Genomic DNA, 18,046 nt, shown 5'->3' on the forward strand with positions numbered 1-18,046 from the left:
GAAAGGAGAGACCGTGGCACCGCCCACCGGGCACCGCCCACCGATCATGGCCGACGTCGCCAGGGAGGCCGGTGTGTCGCACCAGACGGTCTCGCGGGTGCTCAACGACCACCCCAACGTCCGGCCGGCCACCCGCACCCGGGTGCTGGAGGCGATCGACCGGCTCGGCTACCGCCGCAACCTCGCCGCCCGCGCCCTGGTCACCAGGAGCTCGCGGACGCTCGGCGTGGTCAGCTTCGACACCACCCTGTACGGCCCGGCCAGCACCGTCTACGGCATCGAGCAGGCCGCCAGGACCGCCGGGTACTTCGTCAGCATCGTGAGCCTGAAGTCGATCGACGCCGCCAGCGTCGGCGACGCCATCGACTACCTCGCCGAGCAGGGCGTCGACGGCGTCGTGGTCGTCGCGCCGCAGCGCTCGGCGGCCCGCGCCCTGGAGAGCCTGCCGCCGGGGCTGCCCGCGGTGGCCGTCGAGGGATCGCACATGACCGACGTGCCCGTGGTCTGCATCGACCAGGCCGAGGGCGCCAGGCTCGCCACCCGGCACCTGCTGGAGCTGGGCCACGAGACGGTCTGGCACGTCGCCGGCCCGGCCGACTGGCTGGAGAGCGAGGGCCGACTCGAGGGCTGGCGGGCCACCCTGGAGGAGGCCGGCCGTACGGTGCCCGAGCCGCTGTTCGGTGACTGGAGCCCCCGCTCGGGCTACGAGGCGGGCCGGAGCCTGGCCGGGGTCGGCGGGGTGACGGCGGTGTTCGTGGCCAACGACCAGATGTCGCTCGGCCTGCTGCGGGCGCTCACCGAGGAGGGGGTGCGGGTCCCCGAGCAGATCAGCGTCGTGGGCTTCGACGACATCCCCGAGGCGGAGTTCTTCTCGCCCCCGCTCACCACGGTCCGGCAGGACTTCGCCGCGGTGGGCCGGCACAGCATCGAGGTGCTGCTGCGGCGGATCGACGCGCCGGGTACCGGTGAGCGCGAGCGGCTCGTCGTGTCGCCCTCCCTCGTCGTCAGGTCCAGCTCCGCGGCGCGCTGACACGGCCCGGGACGCCGCCGGCCCGATCCGGCCGGCGGCCGCGCATGCCGCCGACGGGCCGCGGCGGCTGTCGGGGGTCGTGGCCGCCCGCCGCATTCCGCCTGCCGGAGGCGACGCGCCGACCGGGAACGACGCCACCGTCAGTCACTGCCGGGCGCCACCTTGCGTGCCGCCTTGGCCTTCGTGCCGACGCCGCCGAACAGGGCGAGACCGCTGATGACGATCCGCGGCGCCCCCCGCCTGCTGCGGGCGGCGCTCCGGTCGAACGCGCCGAACAGGCCGAAGCCCTTGACCTCGACCTCCACGTCGTCGGGCACGACGACCTCCGTGTACCCCCACAGGGCGAAGGCGCGCACCCGGATCTCCTGCGCGGCGAAGCGGGCGTCGCGCAGGTCGATCTCACCGCCGCCGAACATCGACAACGACGTGAACACGCGCGGGGCGACCCAGCGGCCCCTGCGGCTGAACCAGCCGAACACGCTGAAGGCGAAGCGGGAGCCGGGTTCGTCCCGCACCACCAGCGTGTCCGTGCGGGCCGGCTCGGGCAGGCCTCGCGCGGCGTGTGCGAGCTCGCCCCGGGTCCGGGCCTGGTAGATCTCGCTCAACCGCTGGTCCAGTTCGGTCAGCTCGATCCGGCCCACGGCGGCGGCCTGCTGGAGTCGCAGGGCCACCTGGTCGCGGTCCTCGTCTGAGGGGCGCACCTGCTGGGCCGAGGTGAGGTGGGGGTGCTCGGACATGCTCGCGGTCCTATCCGTGTGATCGGCGGGGCGGGACCATCTTATTCTCCGAATGGAGAACAACTCGGTCGGCCGGCTCCAGCCCGGACTCCTCCACCATGTGGGCGGCCATCATCCGTGCGAGCTGGACGCGGAACTCCGCCGCATGCGCCGGGTCATCGGGCTCGTGGCCCAGGCCCGCCAGCCACGACCGGCCGCCGATGGCGAACCCGTACGCGGCCGACAGCCCGATCAGCACGACCGCCTCGATGCGCGACCGGCTCGGCGCGGGCCGCCCCGCCAGGGCGTCGCGTATCCCGGCCTCGATCGTGTCGATCAGCTCCACCAGCTCCGGTCGTGCGGCGCCCCGGTAGTCGGCGTGCATCTCGGCCCAGACGAACAGGCGCAGGTAACGCTCGTCCGCCAGGGTGTCGAACACCACGTCCATGATCGCCGCCGCCAGAGGCACACCGTCCTCGGCGCGGATGCGTTCGCGCACCCGCGACTCGATGCGATCGTTCTCGACGCGCAGTACCTCCCGCACCAGAGCGGCATAGGTGCCGAAATAGTGGGACACGAGCCCGTGGGCGACACCGGCGGCCTCGGCGATCTGCCGCAGGCTGACGTTGTCCGGACCCCGCTGCCCGATCAGCTCGGCCGCCGTCGCCAGCAGCTCGGCACGTGACTCCTCCGGGTCGCGCCTGCGTCTGGGTGCCATGACCGGCAGTTTATTGTCCACTGGACAACAGGGCGGCCAGGCGCGCCTGCACCGGAACCGCATCATGCCGGGGGCGTACTGTCCGAGGGCCGCGCGTGGCAGGGCGGGGTATGCGAAGGTCACCAACCCCCGCTACACCTGCACCCGCCGCGGCAACGGCCGATGGCGGTGGAAGCGCGCCCGACCACGCCGACACACCCCTCCCATCCCCAGGCGGGAGGGGTGTGCCACATAGGCGGATCGTGGCGCCCGATCAGGCGGCGCGGACGCCCGAGACCGCCGACAGCAGACGCGCGCCGGTGTTCCGGGCGGCGATGCCGTACCTGGTGGCCGGGATGAGCAGCCGGGACGCCGGGGAGACGAAGCGCTGCTTGGGGTTGGTCAACAGGCGGTGCCGGGCCTCGTAGGCACGAAACGCCGCCGCGTGATCGTCCCGGTGTACGGCCAGCGCATCGGCCAGGGTCGCGGCGCCGGCGATGGCCAGGGTGGATCCGTCGCCGAACAGCGAGACACAGGAGGCCGCGTCGCCGAGCAGCGCGATCCGCCCGGTCGACCAACTGTCAAGGCGCACCCGGCTGACGGAGTCGAAGAAGAGGTCGTCCGCCTGCCGTACCTGATCGAGCAGTTCGGGGATGCGCCAGGGGCCCGGGGTGAAGGCGTCGGTGAGCAGCCGTTTGTGCTGGGCGGTGTCACGGTGGTCGAAACCGGGCACCGCGGGACTGCGGAAGAAGAACGCGGCCCCGCCCTGACCGGTGCCGGGGTGCAGGGCGACCGCCCGGCCAGGGGTGTTGTGCAGGAGCACCTCGTGCGGGTCGAGGGCGAGGCCGGGCAGGGGCAGGGTGGCCACGTAGATGCCCAGATGGTCGATGAATCGCCGCTCCGGGCCGAAGGCCAGGCGGCGGACCGCCGAGTGCAGCCCGTCGGCGCCGATGACCAGGTCGAAGCGGCGGGGCGCGGCATTCTCGAAGGTGACGTCCACGCCGCCGGGGTCCTGGTGCAGAGCGGTGATGGTGTCGTCGTAGAGGTGGTCGGCGGCCACCGTCGAGGAGAGGGCGCGGGCCAGGTCGGCACGGGGCAGTTCGATGTCGTCGGAGGGCATGGGTATGCCGCCGATCCGCCTGCCGTGGTCGTCGACGAAGCTCAGCCGGGTCACGCGTGTCGCCATGGCACGCAGCCGGGGCAGGATGCCCATGCGCTCGACGACCTCGCGGGCGGGACCGCGCACGTCGACAGGGTTGCCGCTGGAACGCCGGCCGCGAGCGCGCTCCACAACGGTGGGTTCGAACCCGTGGCGGGTGAGCCAGTAGGCGAGGGTGCTTCCGGCTATGCCTGCTCCTGAGATCAACACGGTCTTCATGCCTTGACGGTAACTGCACTAAATGCATATTTGCAATGAGTGTCGGTAGGCATTCCATGCGGTATCGTCTGCGGCATGGCCGAGACCACCCTGCGTGAACGGAAACGGCAGCGCACCCGCCGAGCGATCGTCGATGCCGCCGTGGAGCTGTTCGAGGAGCGTGGCTACGAGGGCACGACCATCGCCGACATCGCCGAGGCGGCCGAGATCGGCACACGCACCTTCTTCAGCTACTTCGCCAGCAAGGAGGAGGTGCTCTTCCCGGAGAGCGACTCGCGGATCGCGGCCGCCGTCGAGGCCATCGCCGCGCGCGGGCCCGACGACCGGCCGGCCGACGTGCTGCTGCGTGCGCTGCGCAACGTGAACCGTGACAGCGACGAGATGGTGAGCAGGGTGGCCGCGCTCCGGCTGCGGCTCATCCGGAACGTGCCCGCGGTGCGGGGGCGCGGCTTGCAGCTCCAGTTCGACGCGCAGCGGGAGATCGCGCGCCACCTGTGCGCGGCCTATGCCGATGAGCTGGACGAGGCCGGGGCGGCGGCTCTCGTGGGGGCATTCGTCGGGGCGGTCACCGGGGCTCTGCAGGTGTTGCTGGAGACGGCGGGCGACGATCCCGCCGCCATGAGCCGCCGCTTGGAGGAGGCGACGGACGCCGCACTGCAGCCCTGGCTACGCCGGAAGTGAGGAACCCGGGGTGCCGTTAAGAAGCGTGCGATGAGCCGCCGAATCGCCTCTGAGCCGGAATTCCGCCGGCGTTGCGGGACGCCGTCAGGACGGGGCGGTGGTCCGTGCCCGGTCGGCGGGAGCGCGCTGGCGGCGCCGATCGGGACCGGCCCCCAGGCCGCATGCCCGGTCGGCGGGCCGCCGGGCGCGCGGCGGGCCGCGCGGCCATGAGGCCGCCGCCCTTGATCCCCGCATGAGGACAGTTCGGCAACCGCGCGCGACGCTGGGTGCCGTGACGCGCTCGACAGGCACCGTGCGGTGTGGGACACCGGCAGGGACGTCGATCTCGAAGACGGGCGCGGCCCATCCCCTGGACGCTGGTGAACATCCTGTTCAACCGAGACTTGGCGGGTGATCCCGACTATGTGCGGTGCGCCCGCCGCGAGTACATCGCCGGCCGGTTCGAGGCTCCGGTGGCTCCCGTAGGTGTGGATGCATGGGTACGGGAGCTCGCGATCTCTGGCCTCGGACCCTTCGGCGCCGCTCCGTCGGCATAGGGAAAGGTCTCATCCGACGGTGGGTGTGTGGGCCGTCGCGCCCCCACCAGCGACGCCCCCGGAGGTATCGATGTACCTGGTATGCGGCTGTCGCGTCTGGTTCGCTGACGACCAGCGCAGGCTCAAGAAGTGGTTGATCCGGTGTGAGACTGCGACCGAGCTGGCCGAAGAGGCGGACCGCCTCGGCGAGGCTCACGGGTTGTTCTCTCGGCAGTGTGAAGAAGCCCGCCGGAGAAGCGCAGGGTGTCGCGCAGGTCGTGCGGGGAGCCGGAGGGGTTGGCGAGCACGTGCAGCCGGTTGAGGATCATCGGCGGTGGGCAGGGTCAGCGGGTCGGCGTCGCATCCCGGGGCCGGGGGACAGCGGGACGGTCATTGGCGGTGAATCGCTGCGTCGCGGGTCGCGGAGGACTGTGCGGGGCGTCGGGGCCGCGCCCTCACTTCGGCGGGCCCTGACCGCCTGGCCCTTTCACATCCGACCGGCTCACCGCCGCAACGAGAAACAAGGTCTTTCTCACCGCCAACGACCGTCCCGCTGTTCCTCGACCCCGGATCCGTGGATGGTGGCGGTCAGCCCTCGCGGATCCAGAGGGGGGCGATCCGCCACTCGCGGAACCGCCAGCCGGCCGGCGTGCGCACCGCATCACAGGTCAGGCGCAGGCCGCTGTTCATGTGGGGCGCCTGCCCGTCACGGAAGAAGTACACGAGCGAGTTCGCCGCGACGGACGCCCGATCACCGTGGAAGTCGATCAACAGGTCTGTGGTGATGTGCTGGGTGCTCTCGCCCTCGACCTCGGCCTTCCGCATGAACCCGACGACGTTGTCGAGGCCGGTGAGCGAACCGCCGCGCGGCGAGTGCACGGTCACGTCCTCGGCGAAGACGTCGCCGGCGCCGTCCCATCGCTTCTCGTCGAGCAGGAGCGAGAAGCGGGTGAACAGGTCGGTGAGCTCGATGCGGTCGGCGAGCAGGGTTTCCGTGGACATGGCGGCTCCTATTCATTGGCACTTCCATCGTTGGCAAAACCAACAATACATAGATTCGTTGGCCGCGCCAACAAGGTGAGGTGGCCGCCGTGGACGAGACCCCGAACGCCTGACCGCCCGGATCTACATCGGCCGTGGCTTCTCCGGCATCACCTGCCGCAACCGCGCCGGCCTCGGCCAAGCCCTCGCAGCCGTCTGGGACGGCGGCACCGTCGTCACCGTCCGCGGCTACCGGGGTGACGGGACCGACCGGGTCCGCGTCGCCCCGATCTTCGTCTGCGACTACGCCAAGGCCGCAGCCGAGCTCGACCGGCTCGCCGAACTCGCCGGCGATGGACGGCTCACCGTCCGCGTGGCCGGACGACTGCCCGCCTCCCGAGCCGCCGACGCGCACCGCTCGCTCGAACAACGCGGCATTCGCGGGCGGTTCGTCCTGCAGTTCGACTGGCCGATCCTTAAGCAGCCGATCCGCTCCGAGCGACGAACGATCTTGGGGATGGCCCGCCCCGGACGCGGGCCATCCCTTGGTGCTCACGGTCCCGTTCCGGGTGAGCGCCACGATGGCTTGGAGCATGCCGTAGACGGCCGTCATGGTCTCGGCGTCGAACACGACGGTGCGCCCGCTCCTGATGACGCCAGGCATGAGAGCGGCCAGATCCGCCGTTGCCGGCCCACCCGGACGACGCCCGGGTCATCCCGGCCTCCCGCCGTCCCACAAGATGGCCGCGATCTCCGAACCGGCGATGAGCACGCTTGTCGGCCGGGACATTCCCATGGCTCCACACCCGCGCCGCCGCCCTCAACCTGGGAACCCTGATCGACCTCGGACCCACCCGGACCGGCAACGTCTGGACACTGGTTCCCGAAGTCACCTGAGCGAACCACGGGCCGACCACAAGCACCGGCCGTCACCGAGACGAGATCCTCGGCGGGTTTCTAGCGAGGGGCGATTCCATCGAAGAGGTTGTCCACGAGCGCGTCGACGAACGCCGCTGTGACCGGCTCGTCCGGGATGAGAAGACGGTGGTAGACGGCGCCCCAGAGCTGGTCGACCAGGACGCGGACGTCGACGTCCGCGCGGATCTCACCGATGTCCTGGGCGTGCGCGAGCCGCCGGTAGGCGACCTCGCGCCGGCCGGAGGAGTACAGCGCTCGGTAGGCGGCGGCGAGGTCGTCGTCCGTCTGTGACTGCCCGATCAGCTGGCGCAGCGCCCGCCCGCCCGGGGTCGCCATGACCTCGGCGAAGGAGTGCAGCTGGCGGCGCAGGTCCTCGCGGACGCTGGTCGTGTCGTCGAAGGCGAGCGTGTTCTGCACCGCGTGGAAGTAGCCGTCCAGCGCCAGTGCGCCGCGCGAAGGCCATCACTTGTAGAGGGTCGTCTTGCTGACGCCGGCGAGCCGCGCGACGCGCTCGAAGGTCAGGTCGGCCATGCCCTCGGTCAGGACGAGGTCGCCGACCGCGCGCAGCACGTCCGCCCGGACCTCCTCGGTGGGGCGGCGCCCGCGGCCTCGCGGCGGCCGGGCGGCTGTGCTGTCGGTCTGTGCGTTCACGGATCTTTCCTCTCGGCCCAGGCGCGGCCTCCGGGCGGCGTCGGGCCTGAACAGTGCAGGGATTCGCGATGAGCTCGCCATGGGCGCGGCGTCAGGCGATGCGCAGGGAGGCGATGAGGCCGTCGCGCAGGCGGAACGTCGTCGGGCCGGTGCCGTTGTACCCGTTGCCGGTCACCCGCAGGGTCGCGACGCGGGTGTCGGGCTCGTCGGTCCTGGTGACCGAGAGCGGGTCGAAGTGCGCGTGCACGCCGATGTTGCCGGTCTCCTGCGGTGCAGTGGATACGTGAGTGCGGGTGGTGCGTGCGCGTGGGCGGTGCGTGCGGCGGGCGCCGGGACTCCGCAGAGGCCTCAGGCGATGCCGCCGTTGGCGAACAGGACCTGGCCGTTGACCCAGCGAGCCGGGCCGGCCAGGAACGCGACGACCTCGGCGATGTCCGCGGGCGTGCCCAGCCGCTCCAACGGGGCGGCCTTGGCGAGGTTCGCGATCTCCTCATCACTCTTGCCGTCGAGGAACAGCGGGGTCGCGGTCGGCCCGGGCGCGACGGCGTTGACCGTGATGTCCCGCCCCCGCAGCTCGCGCGCCAGGATCTCGGTGATGCCCTCGACCGCGGCCTTGGACGCGACGTAGGCGCCGTAGCCGGGGAACTGCAGGCGCGTCACGGAGGTCGAGAAGTTGATCAGGGCGCCGCCCGCGCGCAGGCGGTTGGCGGCCAGCCGAGCGACCACGAACGTGCCGCGGATGTTCGTACGGTGCATCCGGTCGAGGTCGGCCAGGTCCAGGGTGGCGATCGGCGACAGCAGCATGATCCCCGCGGTGTTCACGACGACGTCGATCCCGCCGAACGCGGCCCCGACGGCGTCGAAGGCCTGGGCCATCGCGGTCTCGTCCGCGACGTCGCCGCCCACCGCGATCGCGCGGCCGCCGGCCGCGGTGATCCGGCCGACGATCGCGGTGGCGTGGATCACATTCGGGGCGTCGGGGAGCGTGCGCAACCGGTCAGTGATCTGTCCCCGCACCCCGTCGCGCTGATGGCGGCCGGACAACCGGCACACGCTGGACCACGGTCCGGACCGGGCCGGGGTTCCTCGCCGGGGAGCCGAAGGGCTCGCACGACCCGTCCGGCATCGTGTTCACCGTGCTCGCCGCGATGTCCGGCATGGAGTGCGAATACATTCGCGACCGCACTCGCGAAGGCCACGAGTCCGCCCGCAGGCGCGGCAAGGCCATCGGCGGCGAAGACCGTGGCCATGACCACCCGGACTCATGGCAATACGCGATCGAGAATGGGCACACCGTGATGACGGACGTGCGACGTGGCCGAGCCCGGTTGCGCGGGTGTGATCCTGGTGGAGGTGGAGGTGGAGGCGGCCGGGCTCAACTTCGCCGACGCCGAGCGGTTGCGTGGTTCCTATCAGCCGCCGAAGCTGCCGTTCGTCCCCGGCGGCGAGATCGTGGGCCGGACCGCGGACGGGCGCAGGGTGCTGGCCTTCGCCAACGCGGCCTACGCGTCGAAGGCCGTGGTGAAGACACCGGTGGAGATCCCGGAGGACCTGCCGGCCGGGGCGGCGCTGGCGCTGCTGGTCCAGGGACTGACCGCGTGGCACCTCCTGCGTACGGCGGCGCGGCTCGCACCCGGCGAGAGCGTCGTGATCAACGCCGCGGCCGGAGGCGTGGGCCATCTGGCGGTGCAACTCGCCAAGGAGTTCGGCGCGGGCCGGGTGATCGGTACGGCCTCTACCGCGGACAAGCAGAACCTGGTGCTCAACCTGGGCGCGGACGCGGCAGTGAACGGGGCCGCGGACGGCTATGCCGAAAGGGTGCTCGCGGCCAACGGCGGCGACCCGGTCAACATGGTGCTGGACGCGGTGGGCGGGCCGGTCTTCGACGCCGCGACCCGCGTGCTCGCGCCGTTCGGCCGCCTGATCACCTACGGGACCTCCGGCGGGGTGGACCCGTCGCCGGTCGACCCCGGCCTGCTGAGCGAGCACAACATCGCGGTGGGGGTTACTGGCTCGGCGCCCACCTGCGCCTGCCCGGTAGCACCGCCGCCGAAGCGCTGGAGGAGCTGATCGCGCTGACCGCGGCCGGGCGGCTGCGCCCGGTGACCGGAGCCGAGTACAAGCTGGAGGAGGCCGGGCAGGCGCTGGCACACCTGGTGGCCCGCCGTACCGTCGGCAAGGTCATCCTGCGTCCGTGACAGCGGACCGCCCCCGTTCCGGCAGACCGAAGCCGCTCAGCGCAGTACGGCCGTCAGCAGGTCTGTGCCCAGCGCCGTCATCTCGGGGAGATCGAGGGTGTAGTGGACGTAACGACCGTTCCGCCGGGCCGTGAGCAGGCCCGCGCGGCGCAGGACGGCGAGGTGGCGGGAGACCTCCGGGGGCGAGAGTTCCCAGGCGTGGGCCAGCTCACCGGTGGTGTGCGGGCCTCGGGCGAGGGTGCGCAGCAGCCGCAGTCGCACCGGATGCGCGAGTGCCTCCAGCCGTAGCGTCACCGTCTCCAGCGACACCGGCTTCGATGGACTCGCCTCGGCCACGGGGTACTGCACCACCGGATGCCACCCGGGCGCGTGGACCACCACCAGGTGCGGGCGGCCGAAGACGCTGGGGAGGAAGGTGACCGCGGTGCCGTGGGCGGCGGTCGCGTTGTCCTGCAGCTTGTCCACGATGATGTGGTCGCCGTCCGGCGCCAGGGTGACGGCGCCGGAGACCGACGCGAGTGCCGCCCCGATGCCCTGGCGCTTCAGCAGGTCGTTCTTCAGGCGCAGGTCGGTGGCCAGTTGCGCGGCGACGCCCGTCCAGGCGGCGTCGAAGAATGCCTCGGCGCACTGTTCGAGGGTGTGACGCACCCGTGCCCGCACGGCGGCCGGGTCCGCGAGCAGCCGTTCCGCGAATGCCTCCTGGAGCGCGCCGCGGGCCTGGGCCAGGTCCAGGGCCCGCTCGCGCGCCGTCGCGTCGGCGAGCGGCGACGGCACGGCGAAGTGGACCCGGTTGCTGCCGCACGTGGTGATGAGCGCGGCGGTCACATAGGTCTCGTCGTCGATCCGGTCCACATCGTCCAACTCCTCGGCGAGGGTCGGCCGAGGGCGAGCGGGGACCAGAAAGTCGGCTCGTGAGGAACGCCAGAGGAACTCCGCCTCCCGCAACCGCTCGGCCAGCTCCGGCCGCAGCCCGGCCCAGACGTCCCCGGCCCAGCCGGCGAACTGCGGGTGATGCCCGGGTTCGGCCAGCACGTGCAGCATCGCGGTCAGCTCGGCCAGCGGGGAGGCGGCGAACCGCAGCCGCCCGGACGGCAGGCCGCCGATGTCGATCCTCAACGTCATCCCCTCATCATCACCGGCCGGACGGCCGGCGACCGCGTCGGTTGACGGTGTCCGTCAACCGACGCGGTCGGCCCGGCGGCCGAACGCATCGTTGCCTCCATGGCAACCACCACCAGGATCCGGCCGCGCGCCCTCGTCCGTGCCTCCGGAGGTCCCCGCTATGCCGTCGCCCTGGCCGTGGACGCGCTCGGCACCGGCCTGCTGCGGCCCTTTCTGCTGCTCTACGGGGTGACGGTGCTGAGGCTGTCCGCGTCGGTCACCGGCATCGCCATGACGGTCGGCGTCGTCGTGGGCCTGGTGTGCACGCCCGCGGTCGGCCGATGGCTGGACCGGGGCGCGCGCAGCACGGTCGTGGCGGCGTCGATGCTGGTGCGGGTGCTGGGCGTGGCGCTGCTGCTGGCCGCCCCGGCGGGACACGTCTGGCTGTTCACGACGGCGGCGCTCTTCCTCGGCATCGGCAACCAGGCATGGCCGGCCGCCCATGCGGCCCTCGTGGCCACGGTCGCCCACGGCCGCGAACGTGACGCCGCTCTCGCGGGAGGCCGCGCCCTGCGCAACGCCGGCCTGGGCGCGGGCGCCCTCCTCGCCACCGCATGCCTGGCGGGCGGCGCCACCGCGTTGCGGGCGCTGGCAGCCGTCACCGGGCTCGCCTATCTCGCCGCGGCGGCCTTGGCATGGTCGGTACACCTGCGCACGCGTCCGGCCGCCGCTGCGGCCAAGGACGGGGCCGGTGGGCCCGCACCCCGGATGCGCGCGCTGCTGGCCGCCAACGTGGTCTACGTCTTCTGCCTCAACGTCCCCGAAATCGCGCTTCCCCTGGTCCTGGTGACACAGTTGCACGCCTCCCCGGTGTGGCCGGCGGCGATCTTCGTGGCGAACACCGTGCTGGTGGTCACCCTGCAGATTCCGGTCACCGTCCTGGTGGCCCGCTTCTCCCGGCGGACCGTGCTGGCTCTCGCCGGCGTGGTACTCGCCGCGTCCTACCTCGGCTTCCTCGCGGCCACCTCACTGGGACACGGCTGGGGCGCCCCGGCGGTCGCCACGGTGTCCGTGGTCTGCACCATCGGCGAGATCGTCTATGCCGGCAGCGCCACCGCGCTCGTCACCGCCCTCGCCCCGGCCCATCTCCTGGGACGCGCCCTCGCCCGCTTCCAGCTCTCCACGGGCTTCGGCCTCGCCGTCTCCCCGGCGGTCATCACCGCTCTCGTCTCCCACGGCCCGGCCGCCCTCTGGGGCGGCCTCTCCGCCGCGACGCTCCTCTCCGCCTCCGCCGTCGCCACCGAGAAGGATCAGGGAACGCGGCTCAGCGGTCGCCGCCGCCGGGCGCGAGCAGGCTCGTGAGCTCGGCGATGCGCCGCGCCTTTCCGGCAATGAGGTCGCGTTCCCCGTCCAGGGTCGTCCGGTGCCCGACGAGTTCGTCACGTGACGTCACCCGATGGGATTCAGCCGCCCAGCAGCTTGTACAGCAGCTCGCCGAACTCGGCGGGGTGCGTGCTGAGGCCCGTGTGCCCGCCGGGGAAGCGGACGAACTCGGCGCCGAGCCGTTCGGCCAGGAAGGCGGCGCAGCGGTGGGGCAGTTCGCCGCGCGAGTCGGCTCCGCCCGCGAGCACGAGCCGGTCCGACAGGGCCGCCAGGCGCTCCACGTCCGGGGTGTAGGCCATGAAACCCGGCACGATGCGTCCGAGGAAGTAGGGCATGTCGGCCATCGTCCGCTCGACGCGGGCCGCCGCCCGCGGCGTCAGCCCGGTGGTCGGCGGGGTCGCCGGGGTCGCCGGGGTCACGGTGAGTGCGGCGCCGGACGGCCTGAGGCCGGCCGCGAAAACGGCCGCCGCGGGCATCAGCCCCTCCCTGCGGAAGGTGTCCTGGACGCGGGCGAGCATGGCGCGGTGCTCGGCGGCGTCCGGCAGCACCTCCACCACCGGCGGCTCGTGCGCCACGACGCGTTCGACCCGCTCGGGGTGGGTGGCCAGCAGGTGCAGCGCGACGATCGCCCCCGAGCTGCAGCCGGCCACGCGGGCGGGCGCCTCCGGAGACAGCAGGTCCAGCAGCCGGAGCGCGTCGTCGGCGTGCCGGGCGACGTGCTGCGGCGCCTCCGGGTCGTCCAGCGGGCTGCGGGACAGGCCGCGCGGGTCGTAGGAGACGACCGTGCGGTCGGCGGCCAGGTCGTCGGCGACGTCGTCGAAGGACGCCGCACCGCCCGTGCCGCCGGGGATCAGCAGCAGGAGCGGGCCCTCGCCGCGCACCTCGTAGTGCAGGGTCGCGCCGTCCACGCGCAGGCGGCCGATGGTGGGGGGAGTCATCGCGGGTCTCCTTCGTCGGGTGCGGGCCAGTGCTCCAGGAGCGAGTGCAGGGCGTCCAGGCAGCGGAGCCAGGACTCCTGCGCCGGGCGGGCGTGCGCGAACCCGCCCGCGGCCTCCAGGCTGACGAAGCCGTGCAGCGTGCTGCGCATCAGCCGGACCGCGTCGGTCAGGTCGGGCTCGGTCAGCGCGTAGGCGCGCAGCATGCTGTAGGTCAGCTCGATCGCGCGGCGCGGCCCGGGGGCCCGGGCCAGGAGCTCGGGGTCGATCTCCATCGGGATCTGCGTCGCGGTGTAGCGGCCCGGGTGGTCGTGGGCGTACGCCCGCCAGGCGTCGGCGTAGGCCACCAGCGCGTCCTTGCCGGCCCGCCCGGCGGTGGCCTCCGCGATGCGGATGGTCTTCTCGTCCGCCCCCAGCAGGGCGATCCGCCCGCGCAGGTCCTCCAGGCCGCGGACGTGCGCGTAAAGGCTGGCGTCCTTGACCCCGAGCCGCCGCGCCACCGCCGACATGGTCAGGTGGTCGAGCCCGACCTCGTCCGCCAGTTCGGCGGCGGCGAGCGTCACCCGCTCCGCCGTCAATCCGGCCCGCATCATGCGCGCCCCGCCCTTCTCCTAGAAGTGGTCGGCTGAAACTAATACTCCTAGTTTTTTCCTAGGAAGACTAGGATAGGCATTCGGTGGCACGCCCGTCAACGCCGCCTCATCCCGCGCGGGACGCTCGCCGGGAGCCGGCGCGGCTCCCACCGTGAGGCGGTACGGTGGCCGGGATCCGGGGCGGAGGAACCCGGGAACAGCCATCGGCGCCAGGAATGATCTCCAGCGAAGCGTGGCGTCCGGCTTCGGCGTCCGATCGCCTCACCTGGAGGTCTTCGGCCCGTGGATGATGCGGACGACCAGGCATATCCGGCTTCGGTGTCTGCGTCTGTCAAGGTCATCCCGCACTATCGTTGCGGCATGAACACCCCTGCGGCGGAAGTCGACATCGACGAAGACCTTGTTGACCGCCTGATCCGCGTGCAGCACCCGGATCTGGCGGGTCCGCTCACCCCCGTTGCCAACGGCTGGGACAACGTCATCTACCGCCTGGGGGCGGACCTGTCCGTACGGCTGCCGCGCCGCCAGGTCGCCGTCGACCTCATCGTCAACGAGCAACGCTGGCTGCCGGTGTTGGCCGGCTACGTCGAGGTCGCGCTGCCCGTACCCGTCAGAACCGGCGTGCCCGGCGAGGGCTACCCGTGGCCGTGGACGATCGCGCCCTGGTTCGAAGGCCGCGCGGCCGCCGATGCGCCGCCGTCCGACCGCTCCGGCATCGCCGTCCCGTTGGCCGACTTCATGGCGGGCCTCCACCGGCCCGCACCGCCTGACGCCCCGCGTAATCCCTTCCGCGGCGTCCCGCTCGCCGCCCGCGACGAAGCGGTACGGCAACGCCTGCAGTCCATTCCCCGATCGGCTGAGCTCCTCCCTCTCTGGGAGAAACTGGCCGCACTCCCGCCCTGGCAGGGGCCCTCGCTCTGGCTCCACGGCGACCCGCACCCGGGAAACCTCCTGCTCGACGGGGAAGGGCTGGCGGCTGTCCTGGACTTCGGTGACCTCACCAGCGGCGATCCCGCCACCGACCTCGCCGCCGCGTGGCTGGTGTTCGACGAGAACGCGCGCGAGGTCTTCCGATCGCGCGTGGACGCCGACGAGGCGACCTGGGAGCGCGCACGGGGCTGGGCCCTCGCCATGGGCACTGCTCTGGCCGCCTACTCGGCCGATGACCCCGGCATGGCGGCCATCGGCGATCACGTCCTCGACCAGGTGCTTCTCACCTAGGTTCTGTGTTGTGCGTCATCTGAGCCAGAGCGGCAGGCAGGCGATGGTCACGGCCGATCGGTAGTGGGCGGCGAGCCTGCCGTAGCGGGTCGCGATGCCCCTGAAGTGCTTGAGCCGGTTGAAGCAGCGTTCCACGACGTTGCGCCGCTTGTAGTGGATCGGATCAAAGGCATGGCGGCGGTGTCCGCGCCGCGGACCGCGCTTTCGGCTGGGGAGGGGAACGGCCGTGCCGCCGGCTGCCGCGGCACGGCTGATCAGCGGCTGTCGTCCGGGTGGTGGACGCTGAGGTCGCCGTAGGCCGACAGAACGCCGGCCAGGTCACCGGGTTTGTGCCGCAGGGTGGTGTCCAGGAAGGCGAGAGTGGTCGCGGCGACGACGCGCGGGCTCTCGGTGCGGCCCAGGGAGCCGGCTATCGAGGGCACAGGCGGCAGGTACAGGGGGCCGTCCATGAAGGTGAGGTGTGCGGCGCCGGGAACGGTGAGCCGGTAGCTCGTCGCGGTGCCGAGCTTGAGGGCCTCGGTGAGGCGGGGTATGTAACGCGGGTCGGTTCCGGGGGTGATGGCCTGGGTGAGCGCGAGCGTCGGCTGGTGGAGGGCGGGGGAGGCGGGGCCGTGGGGGTAGCCGTCCAGATCGATGACGGCGTCGAACCGGCGGTCCTGCCGGGCTGCCTGCAGGGCGGCGGCACCACCCATGGAGTGGCCGGTGACCGCGACCCGACCGGTGTCCAGGCGTCCGGTCAGCGGGCCGGTGATCTCACCTCGGTCCAGACGGTGCAGCTGGGTGAGGGCGAACCCGAGGTCGGCGGCCCGGACAGCCGTCCAGCCGGCCGCCAGCTCGTCGTCCCTGTCCCGGTCTCCGGTGGAGGCGATCTTGGCGTGAATCGTTCGGCCGTCGGCGAGGACGACGGCGGCGGAGTCGTACGGGTGGTCGAGGGCGGCGACCACATAGCCGTGGCCGGCCAGTTCCTCCGCCCATGCGCTGTTCTGGGTACGCACTCCGCCCGACCCGGGAGAGAACAGCACGACCGGGAACCGTTCGCCCCCAGCGGCCACCGGGGCGTTGAAGACCGAATGGGTGCGGGCACGCGGGACGCCGTCGACCAGGAAGCCGGGCAAGCCGACCTCGCGGGTGAGGGCGTCGGAAACGGTGCGCGCCTCGTGCTCCGTGCGTCCGAGGTACTGGGCCCGCTGCGCGCCTGCGGGGCTCTTCTGCGCGGGATACCAGAGCTGGACCACGACCGTGCGCCGGTCGTGCGGATCGGCGGTGAAGCTCTCGGGGCGGCGTGGGTCGGTCCACTGCACCACGCGGGTGCCGACCGCGAAACGGCCCGACGGCTCGGGGAACACGGGTACGGGAAAGGCCCAGGCCGCCACCGGACCCGTGGCGATCAGGCCGGCGCAGGCCACCGACCCCGGCAACGCCAGCCACCATCGGGCCCGCCACGCCGGCCGGCCGGTACGGCGTCGCAGCAGGGGAGAGAGGGCGAACGGCGACGCGACGGCAGCGCCTGCCAGTACCGGCAGCATCTGCCAGCGGATCCCCACCACACTCAGCACGATCGCGGCCGGCACGAGAACCGCCCCCGCCGCGATCGTGACGCGTGGGCGGGCAGCGGAGGGCAGCCAGCGCGCCACCACCAGCGCGACGGCACCCAGCAGGGCAAGAAATTCCAGAGGGGACATGTACAGCCCCACGATGATCTCGGCCACCCGGCCATCTTCGGGGCGGGGCGTGCGATGCCACATCCATCCCGGGTCGTCATCGCATGCGACCGGAGTCGCACCCGGGCATCTCTCCTGTGCGACCGGAGTCGCAACAACGGCGATGTCCTCGGCCCCGGGCGTCACCAGCGCTACATGATCGTCCGACGTGGCCGTGACGAGAAGCGTGGTGCCGCATCAAATCCCGGCCCCGGCGGGCACGGGCACGGCCCGTGTCCGCCGGGGGAGCGGATCAGGGGGCGATCGGCGGCCGGCGCTTGTGCTCGGTGAGCCGGTAGCGGCGGGCGATCGTCTCGAAGGCGGTCTCGTCGACCGGCTTGCCCTCCAGGAAGTCGTCGATGTCGTCGTAGGTGACGCCGAGCGCCTCCTCGTCGGGCCTGCCCGGGTTCAGCGTCTCCAGGTCCGCGGTCGGGACCTTGCCGACCAGCTCCGGCGGCGCGCCCAGGGCCTGCGTCATGGCCCGCACCCGCCGCTTGGTGAGACCGGCGAGCGGCACCACGTCGGCCGCGCCGTCACCGAACTTGGTGAAGAATCCGGAGACCGCCTCGGCGGCGTGGTCGGTTCCCACGACCAGCCCCTCGTACGCGCCCGCCACCGCGAACTGAACGATCATGCGCTGCCGCGCCTTGATGTTGCCGTGCACGAAGTCCTGCTGGTGGGCGTCGCGGAAGACCATGTCGCCGGCCAGCAGCGCCTCCAGCGCGGCGTCGCTGGCGGGCTTCACATCGACGGTCAGGACCCGGTCGGGCTCGATGAACTCCAGCGCCAGCCGCGCGTCCTTCTCGTCGGCCTGGTCACCGTACGGCAGTCGCATCGCGTAGAACGTCGCCTCCCGCCCGGCGGCGCGGACGCGTTCGACGGCGAGCTGGCACAGCCGGCCCGCGGCCGTGGAGTCCACCCCGCCGCTGATGCCCAGCACCAGCGCGCGCAGGCCCGTGGAGGTCAGCTGCGCGGCGAGGAAGGCCACCCGGTGCTCGATCTCCTGCTGCGCGTCGAAGGACGCGCTCACGTGGAGATCCCGGGCGATCTCCTGCTGGAGGGACATGGGGGCCGGATCGGTCACGGTGGCTCCTCGGTCGGGCCCGCGGGCCCTTGGGCGGGGGTCGGCACGCGCCGCCGGGCCGGGACCCCGGGCGCGCGCAGGGGACGTAAGCACTCTAGGGGAAGGCCGCGAAGCCCTGTTCGGGGCAGGGGACTCGTCGAGACGTCCCCGGTCCCGGACCGCCACGGGCGAAGTCCGTGCCGGTCGCCCCCCTCCGGGAGAGGCGACCGGCGCGGACGGCGCCCGCGCGGATTCCCCGGAGTCAGCCGCACCTTTCCGGATGAG

General features: G+C 72.4%; 20 protein-coding genes. 7 read left to right on the forward strand and 13 right to left on the reverse strand.

Going from position 1 to position 18,046, the window contains the following annotated elements; all coding sequences use genetic code 11:
• Positions 1–46 precede the first annotated feature (46 nt).
• A complete protein-coding gene (locus tag HDA43_RS33270) occupies positions 47–1,030 on the forward strand; it encodes a LacI family DNA-binding transcriptional regulator (RefSeq protein ID WP_179828939.1) in 984 nt (327 codons plus the stop codon).
• A 140-nt stretch (positions 1,031–1,170) separates the two neighbouring features.
• On the opposite strand, the gene HDA43_RS33275 is transcribed toward HDA43_RS33270, so the two are convergent.
• The 3 genes from HDA43_RS33275 to HDA43_RS33285 all read right to left on the reverse strand — a co-directional run bounded on the left by HDA43_RS33275 (position 1,171) and on the right by HDA43_RS33285 (position 3,821).
• A complete protein-coding gene (locus HDA43_RS33275; protein WP_179828654.1) occupies positions 1,171–1,767 on the reverse strand; it encodes a DUF1707 SHOCT-like domain-containing protein in 597 nt (198 codons plus the stop codon).
• 10 nt (positions 1,768–1,777) lie between these two features.
• Entirely contained in the window at positions 1,778–2,464 is a 687-nt protein-coding gene (locus HDA43_RS33280; RefSeq protein ID WP_246424784.1) for a TetR/AcrR family transcriptional regulator, read from the reverse strand.
• Between the two features lie 253 nt (positions 2,465–2,717).
• Positions 2,718–3,821, reverse strand: coding sequence for an FAD-dependent monooxygenase (locus tag HDA43_RS33285; protein ID WP_179828656.1), 1,104 nt, complete (start codon positions 3,819–3,821; stop codon positions 2,718–2,720).
• Positions 3,822–3,896: 75 nt separating this feature from the next.
• On the opposite strand from HDA43_RS33285, the gene HDA43_RS33290 reads away from it, so the two are divergent.
• Positions 3,897–4,502 carry a TetR/AcrR family transcriptional regulator gene (locus tag HDA43_RS33290; RefSeq protein ID WP_179828657.1) on the forward strand — a complete coding sequence of 202 codons (606 nt, stop codon included), beginning with the start codon at positions 3,897–3,899 and terminating at the stop codon, positions 4,500–4,502.
• A 1,103-nt stretch (positions 4,503–5,605) separates the two neighbouring features.
• Here the strand turns inward: HDA43_RS33290 and HDA43_RS33295 are convergent.
• Positions 5,606–6,019, reverse strand: coding sequence for a nuclear transport factor 2 family protein (locus tag HDA43_RS33295; RefSeq protein ID WP_179828659.1), 414 nt, complete (start codon positions 6,017–6,019; stop codon positions 5,606–5,608).
• Between the two features lie 148 nt (positions 6,020–6,167).
• On the opposite strand from HDA43_RS33295, the gene HDA43_RS36180 reads away from it, so the two are divergent.
• A complete protein-coding gene (locus tag HDA43_RS36180; RefSeq protein ID WP_312873674.1) occupies positions 6,168–6,836 on the forward strand; it encodes a zinc-binding dehydrogenase in 669 nt (222 codons plus the stop codon).
• Positions 6,837–6,955: 119 nt separating this feature from the next.
• Here the strand turns inward: HDA43_RS36180 and HDA43_RS34550 are convergent, their stop codons facing one another.
• The 4 genes from HDA43_RS34550 to HDA43_RS33315 form a co-directional block, all read right to left on the reverse strand.
• Positions 6,956–7,333: a TetR-like C-terminal domain-containing protein gene (locus tag HDA43_RS34550; RefSeq protein ID WP_218912710.1), complete on the reverse strand. Its 378-nt coding sequence runs from the start codon at positions 7,331–7,333 to the stop codon at positions 6,956–6,958.
• Positions 7,334–7,378: 45 nt separating this feature from the next.
• Positions 7,379–7,567, reverse strand: coding sequence for a TetR/AcrR family transcriptional regulator (locus tag HDA43_RS34555; RefSeq protein WP_218912711.1), 189 nt, complete (start codon positions 7,565–7,567; stop codon positions 7,379–7,381).
• Positions 7,568–7,658: 91 nt separating this feature from the next.
• A complete protein-coding gene (locus HDA43_RS33310) occupies positions 7,659–7,814 on the reverse strand; it encodes a hypothetical protein (RefSeq protein ID WP_179828661.1) in 156 nt (51 codons plus the stop codon).
• Positions 7,815–7,915: 101 nt separating this feature from the next.
• Positions 7,916–8,533 (reverse strand): SDR family oxidoreductase, encoded by a 618-nt coding sequence (locus tag HDA43_RS33315; protein WP_312873675.1) that lies wholly within the window; start codon positions 8,531–8,533, stop codon positions 7,916–7,918.
• A 348-nt stretch (positions 8,534–8,881) separates the two neighbouring features.
• Between HDA43_RS33315 and HDA43_RS33320 the strand changes: the two genes are divergently transcribed.
• The gene (locus HDA43_RS33320) at positions 8,882–9,637 is read left to right on the forward strand and encodes a quinone oxidoreductase family protein (RefSeq protein ID WP_312873661.1); all 756 of its coding nucleotides are present in this window, start codon (positions 8,882–8,884) and stop codon (positions 9,635–9,637) included.
• Complete coding sequence (locus HDA43_RS36185; protein WP_281395810.1) at positions 9,598–9,765, forward strand: zinc-binding dehydrogenase; 168 nt, start codon at positions 9,598–9,600, stop codon at positions 9,763–9,765. Before HDA43_RS33320 ends, HDA43_RS36185 begins: the two co-directional genes overlap by 40 nt.
• 36 nt (positions 9,766–9,801) lie before the next feature.
• On the opposite strand, the gene HDA43_RS33325 is transcribed toward HDA43_RS36185, so the two are convergent.
• Positions 9,802–10,887: a DUF5937 family protein gene (locus tag HDA43_RS33325; RefSeq protein WP_179828665.1), complete on the reverse strand. Its 1,086-nt coding sequence runs from the start codon at positions 10,885–10,887 to the stop codon at positions 9,802–9,804.
• A gap of 99 nt (positions 10,888–10,986) precedes the next feature.
• Here HDA43_RS33325 and HDA43_RS33330 point away from each other — a divergent pair, with 99 nt between their 5' ends.
• Positions 10,987–12,228, forward strand: a complete 1,242-nt coding sequence (locus HDA43_RS33330; RefSeq protein WP_179828667.1) for an MFS transporter — start codon at positions 10,987–10,989, stop codon at positions 12,226–12,228.
• A 101-nt stretch (positions 12,229–12,329) separates the two neighbouring features.
• Here the strand turns inward: HDA43_RS33330 and HDA43_RS33335 are convergent, their stop codons facing one another.
• Positions 12,330–13,187, reverse strand: a complete 858-nt coding sequence (locus HDA43_RS33335) for an alpha/beta fold hydrolase (protein WP_179828669.1) — start codon at positions 13,185–13,187, stop codon at positions 12,330–12,332.
• On the reverse strand, positions 13,184–13,777 hold the full coding sequence (locus HDA43_RS33340) for a TetR/AcrR family transcriptional regulator (RefSeq protein WP_179828670.1): 594 nt from the start codon (positions 13,775–13,777) through the stop codon (positions 13,184–13,186). Before HDA43_RS33340 ends, HDA43_RS33335 begins: the two co-directional genes overlap by 4 nt.
• A gap of 360 nt (positions 13,778–14,137) precedes the next feature.
• Between HDA43_RS33340 and HDA43_RS33345 the strand changes: the two genes are divergently transcribed.
• A complete protein-coding gene (locus HDA43_RS33345; RefSeq protein WP_179828672.1) occupies positions 14,138–14,998 on the forward strand; it encodes an aminoglycoside phosphotransferase family protein in 861 nt (286 codons plus the stop codon).
• A 254-nt stretch (positions 14,999–15,252) separates the two neighbouring features.
• Here the strand turns inward: HDA43_RS33345 and HDA43_RS33355 are convergent, their stop codons facing one another.
• Positions 15,253–16,707, reverse strand: coding sequence for an alpha/beta hydrolase family protein (locus HDA43_RS33355; protein ID WP_312873662.1), 1,455 nt, complete (start codon positions 16,705–16,707; stop codon positions 15,253–15,255).
• Positions 16,708–16,951: 244 nt separating this feature from the next.
• A complete protein-coding gene (gene nadE / locus HDA43_RS33360) occupies positions 16,952–17,782 on the reverse strand; it encodes an NAD(+) synthase (protein WP_312873663.1) in 831 nt (276 codons plus the stop codon).
• Positions 17,783–18,046: the final 264 nt, after the last annotated feature.

Origin of the sequence: Streptosporangium sandarakinum (assembly GCF_013409935.1) — a bacterium.
Lineage (GTDB): Bacteria > Actinomycetota > Actinomycetes > Streptosporangiales > Streptosporangiaceae > Streptosporangium > Streptosporangium nondiastaticum.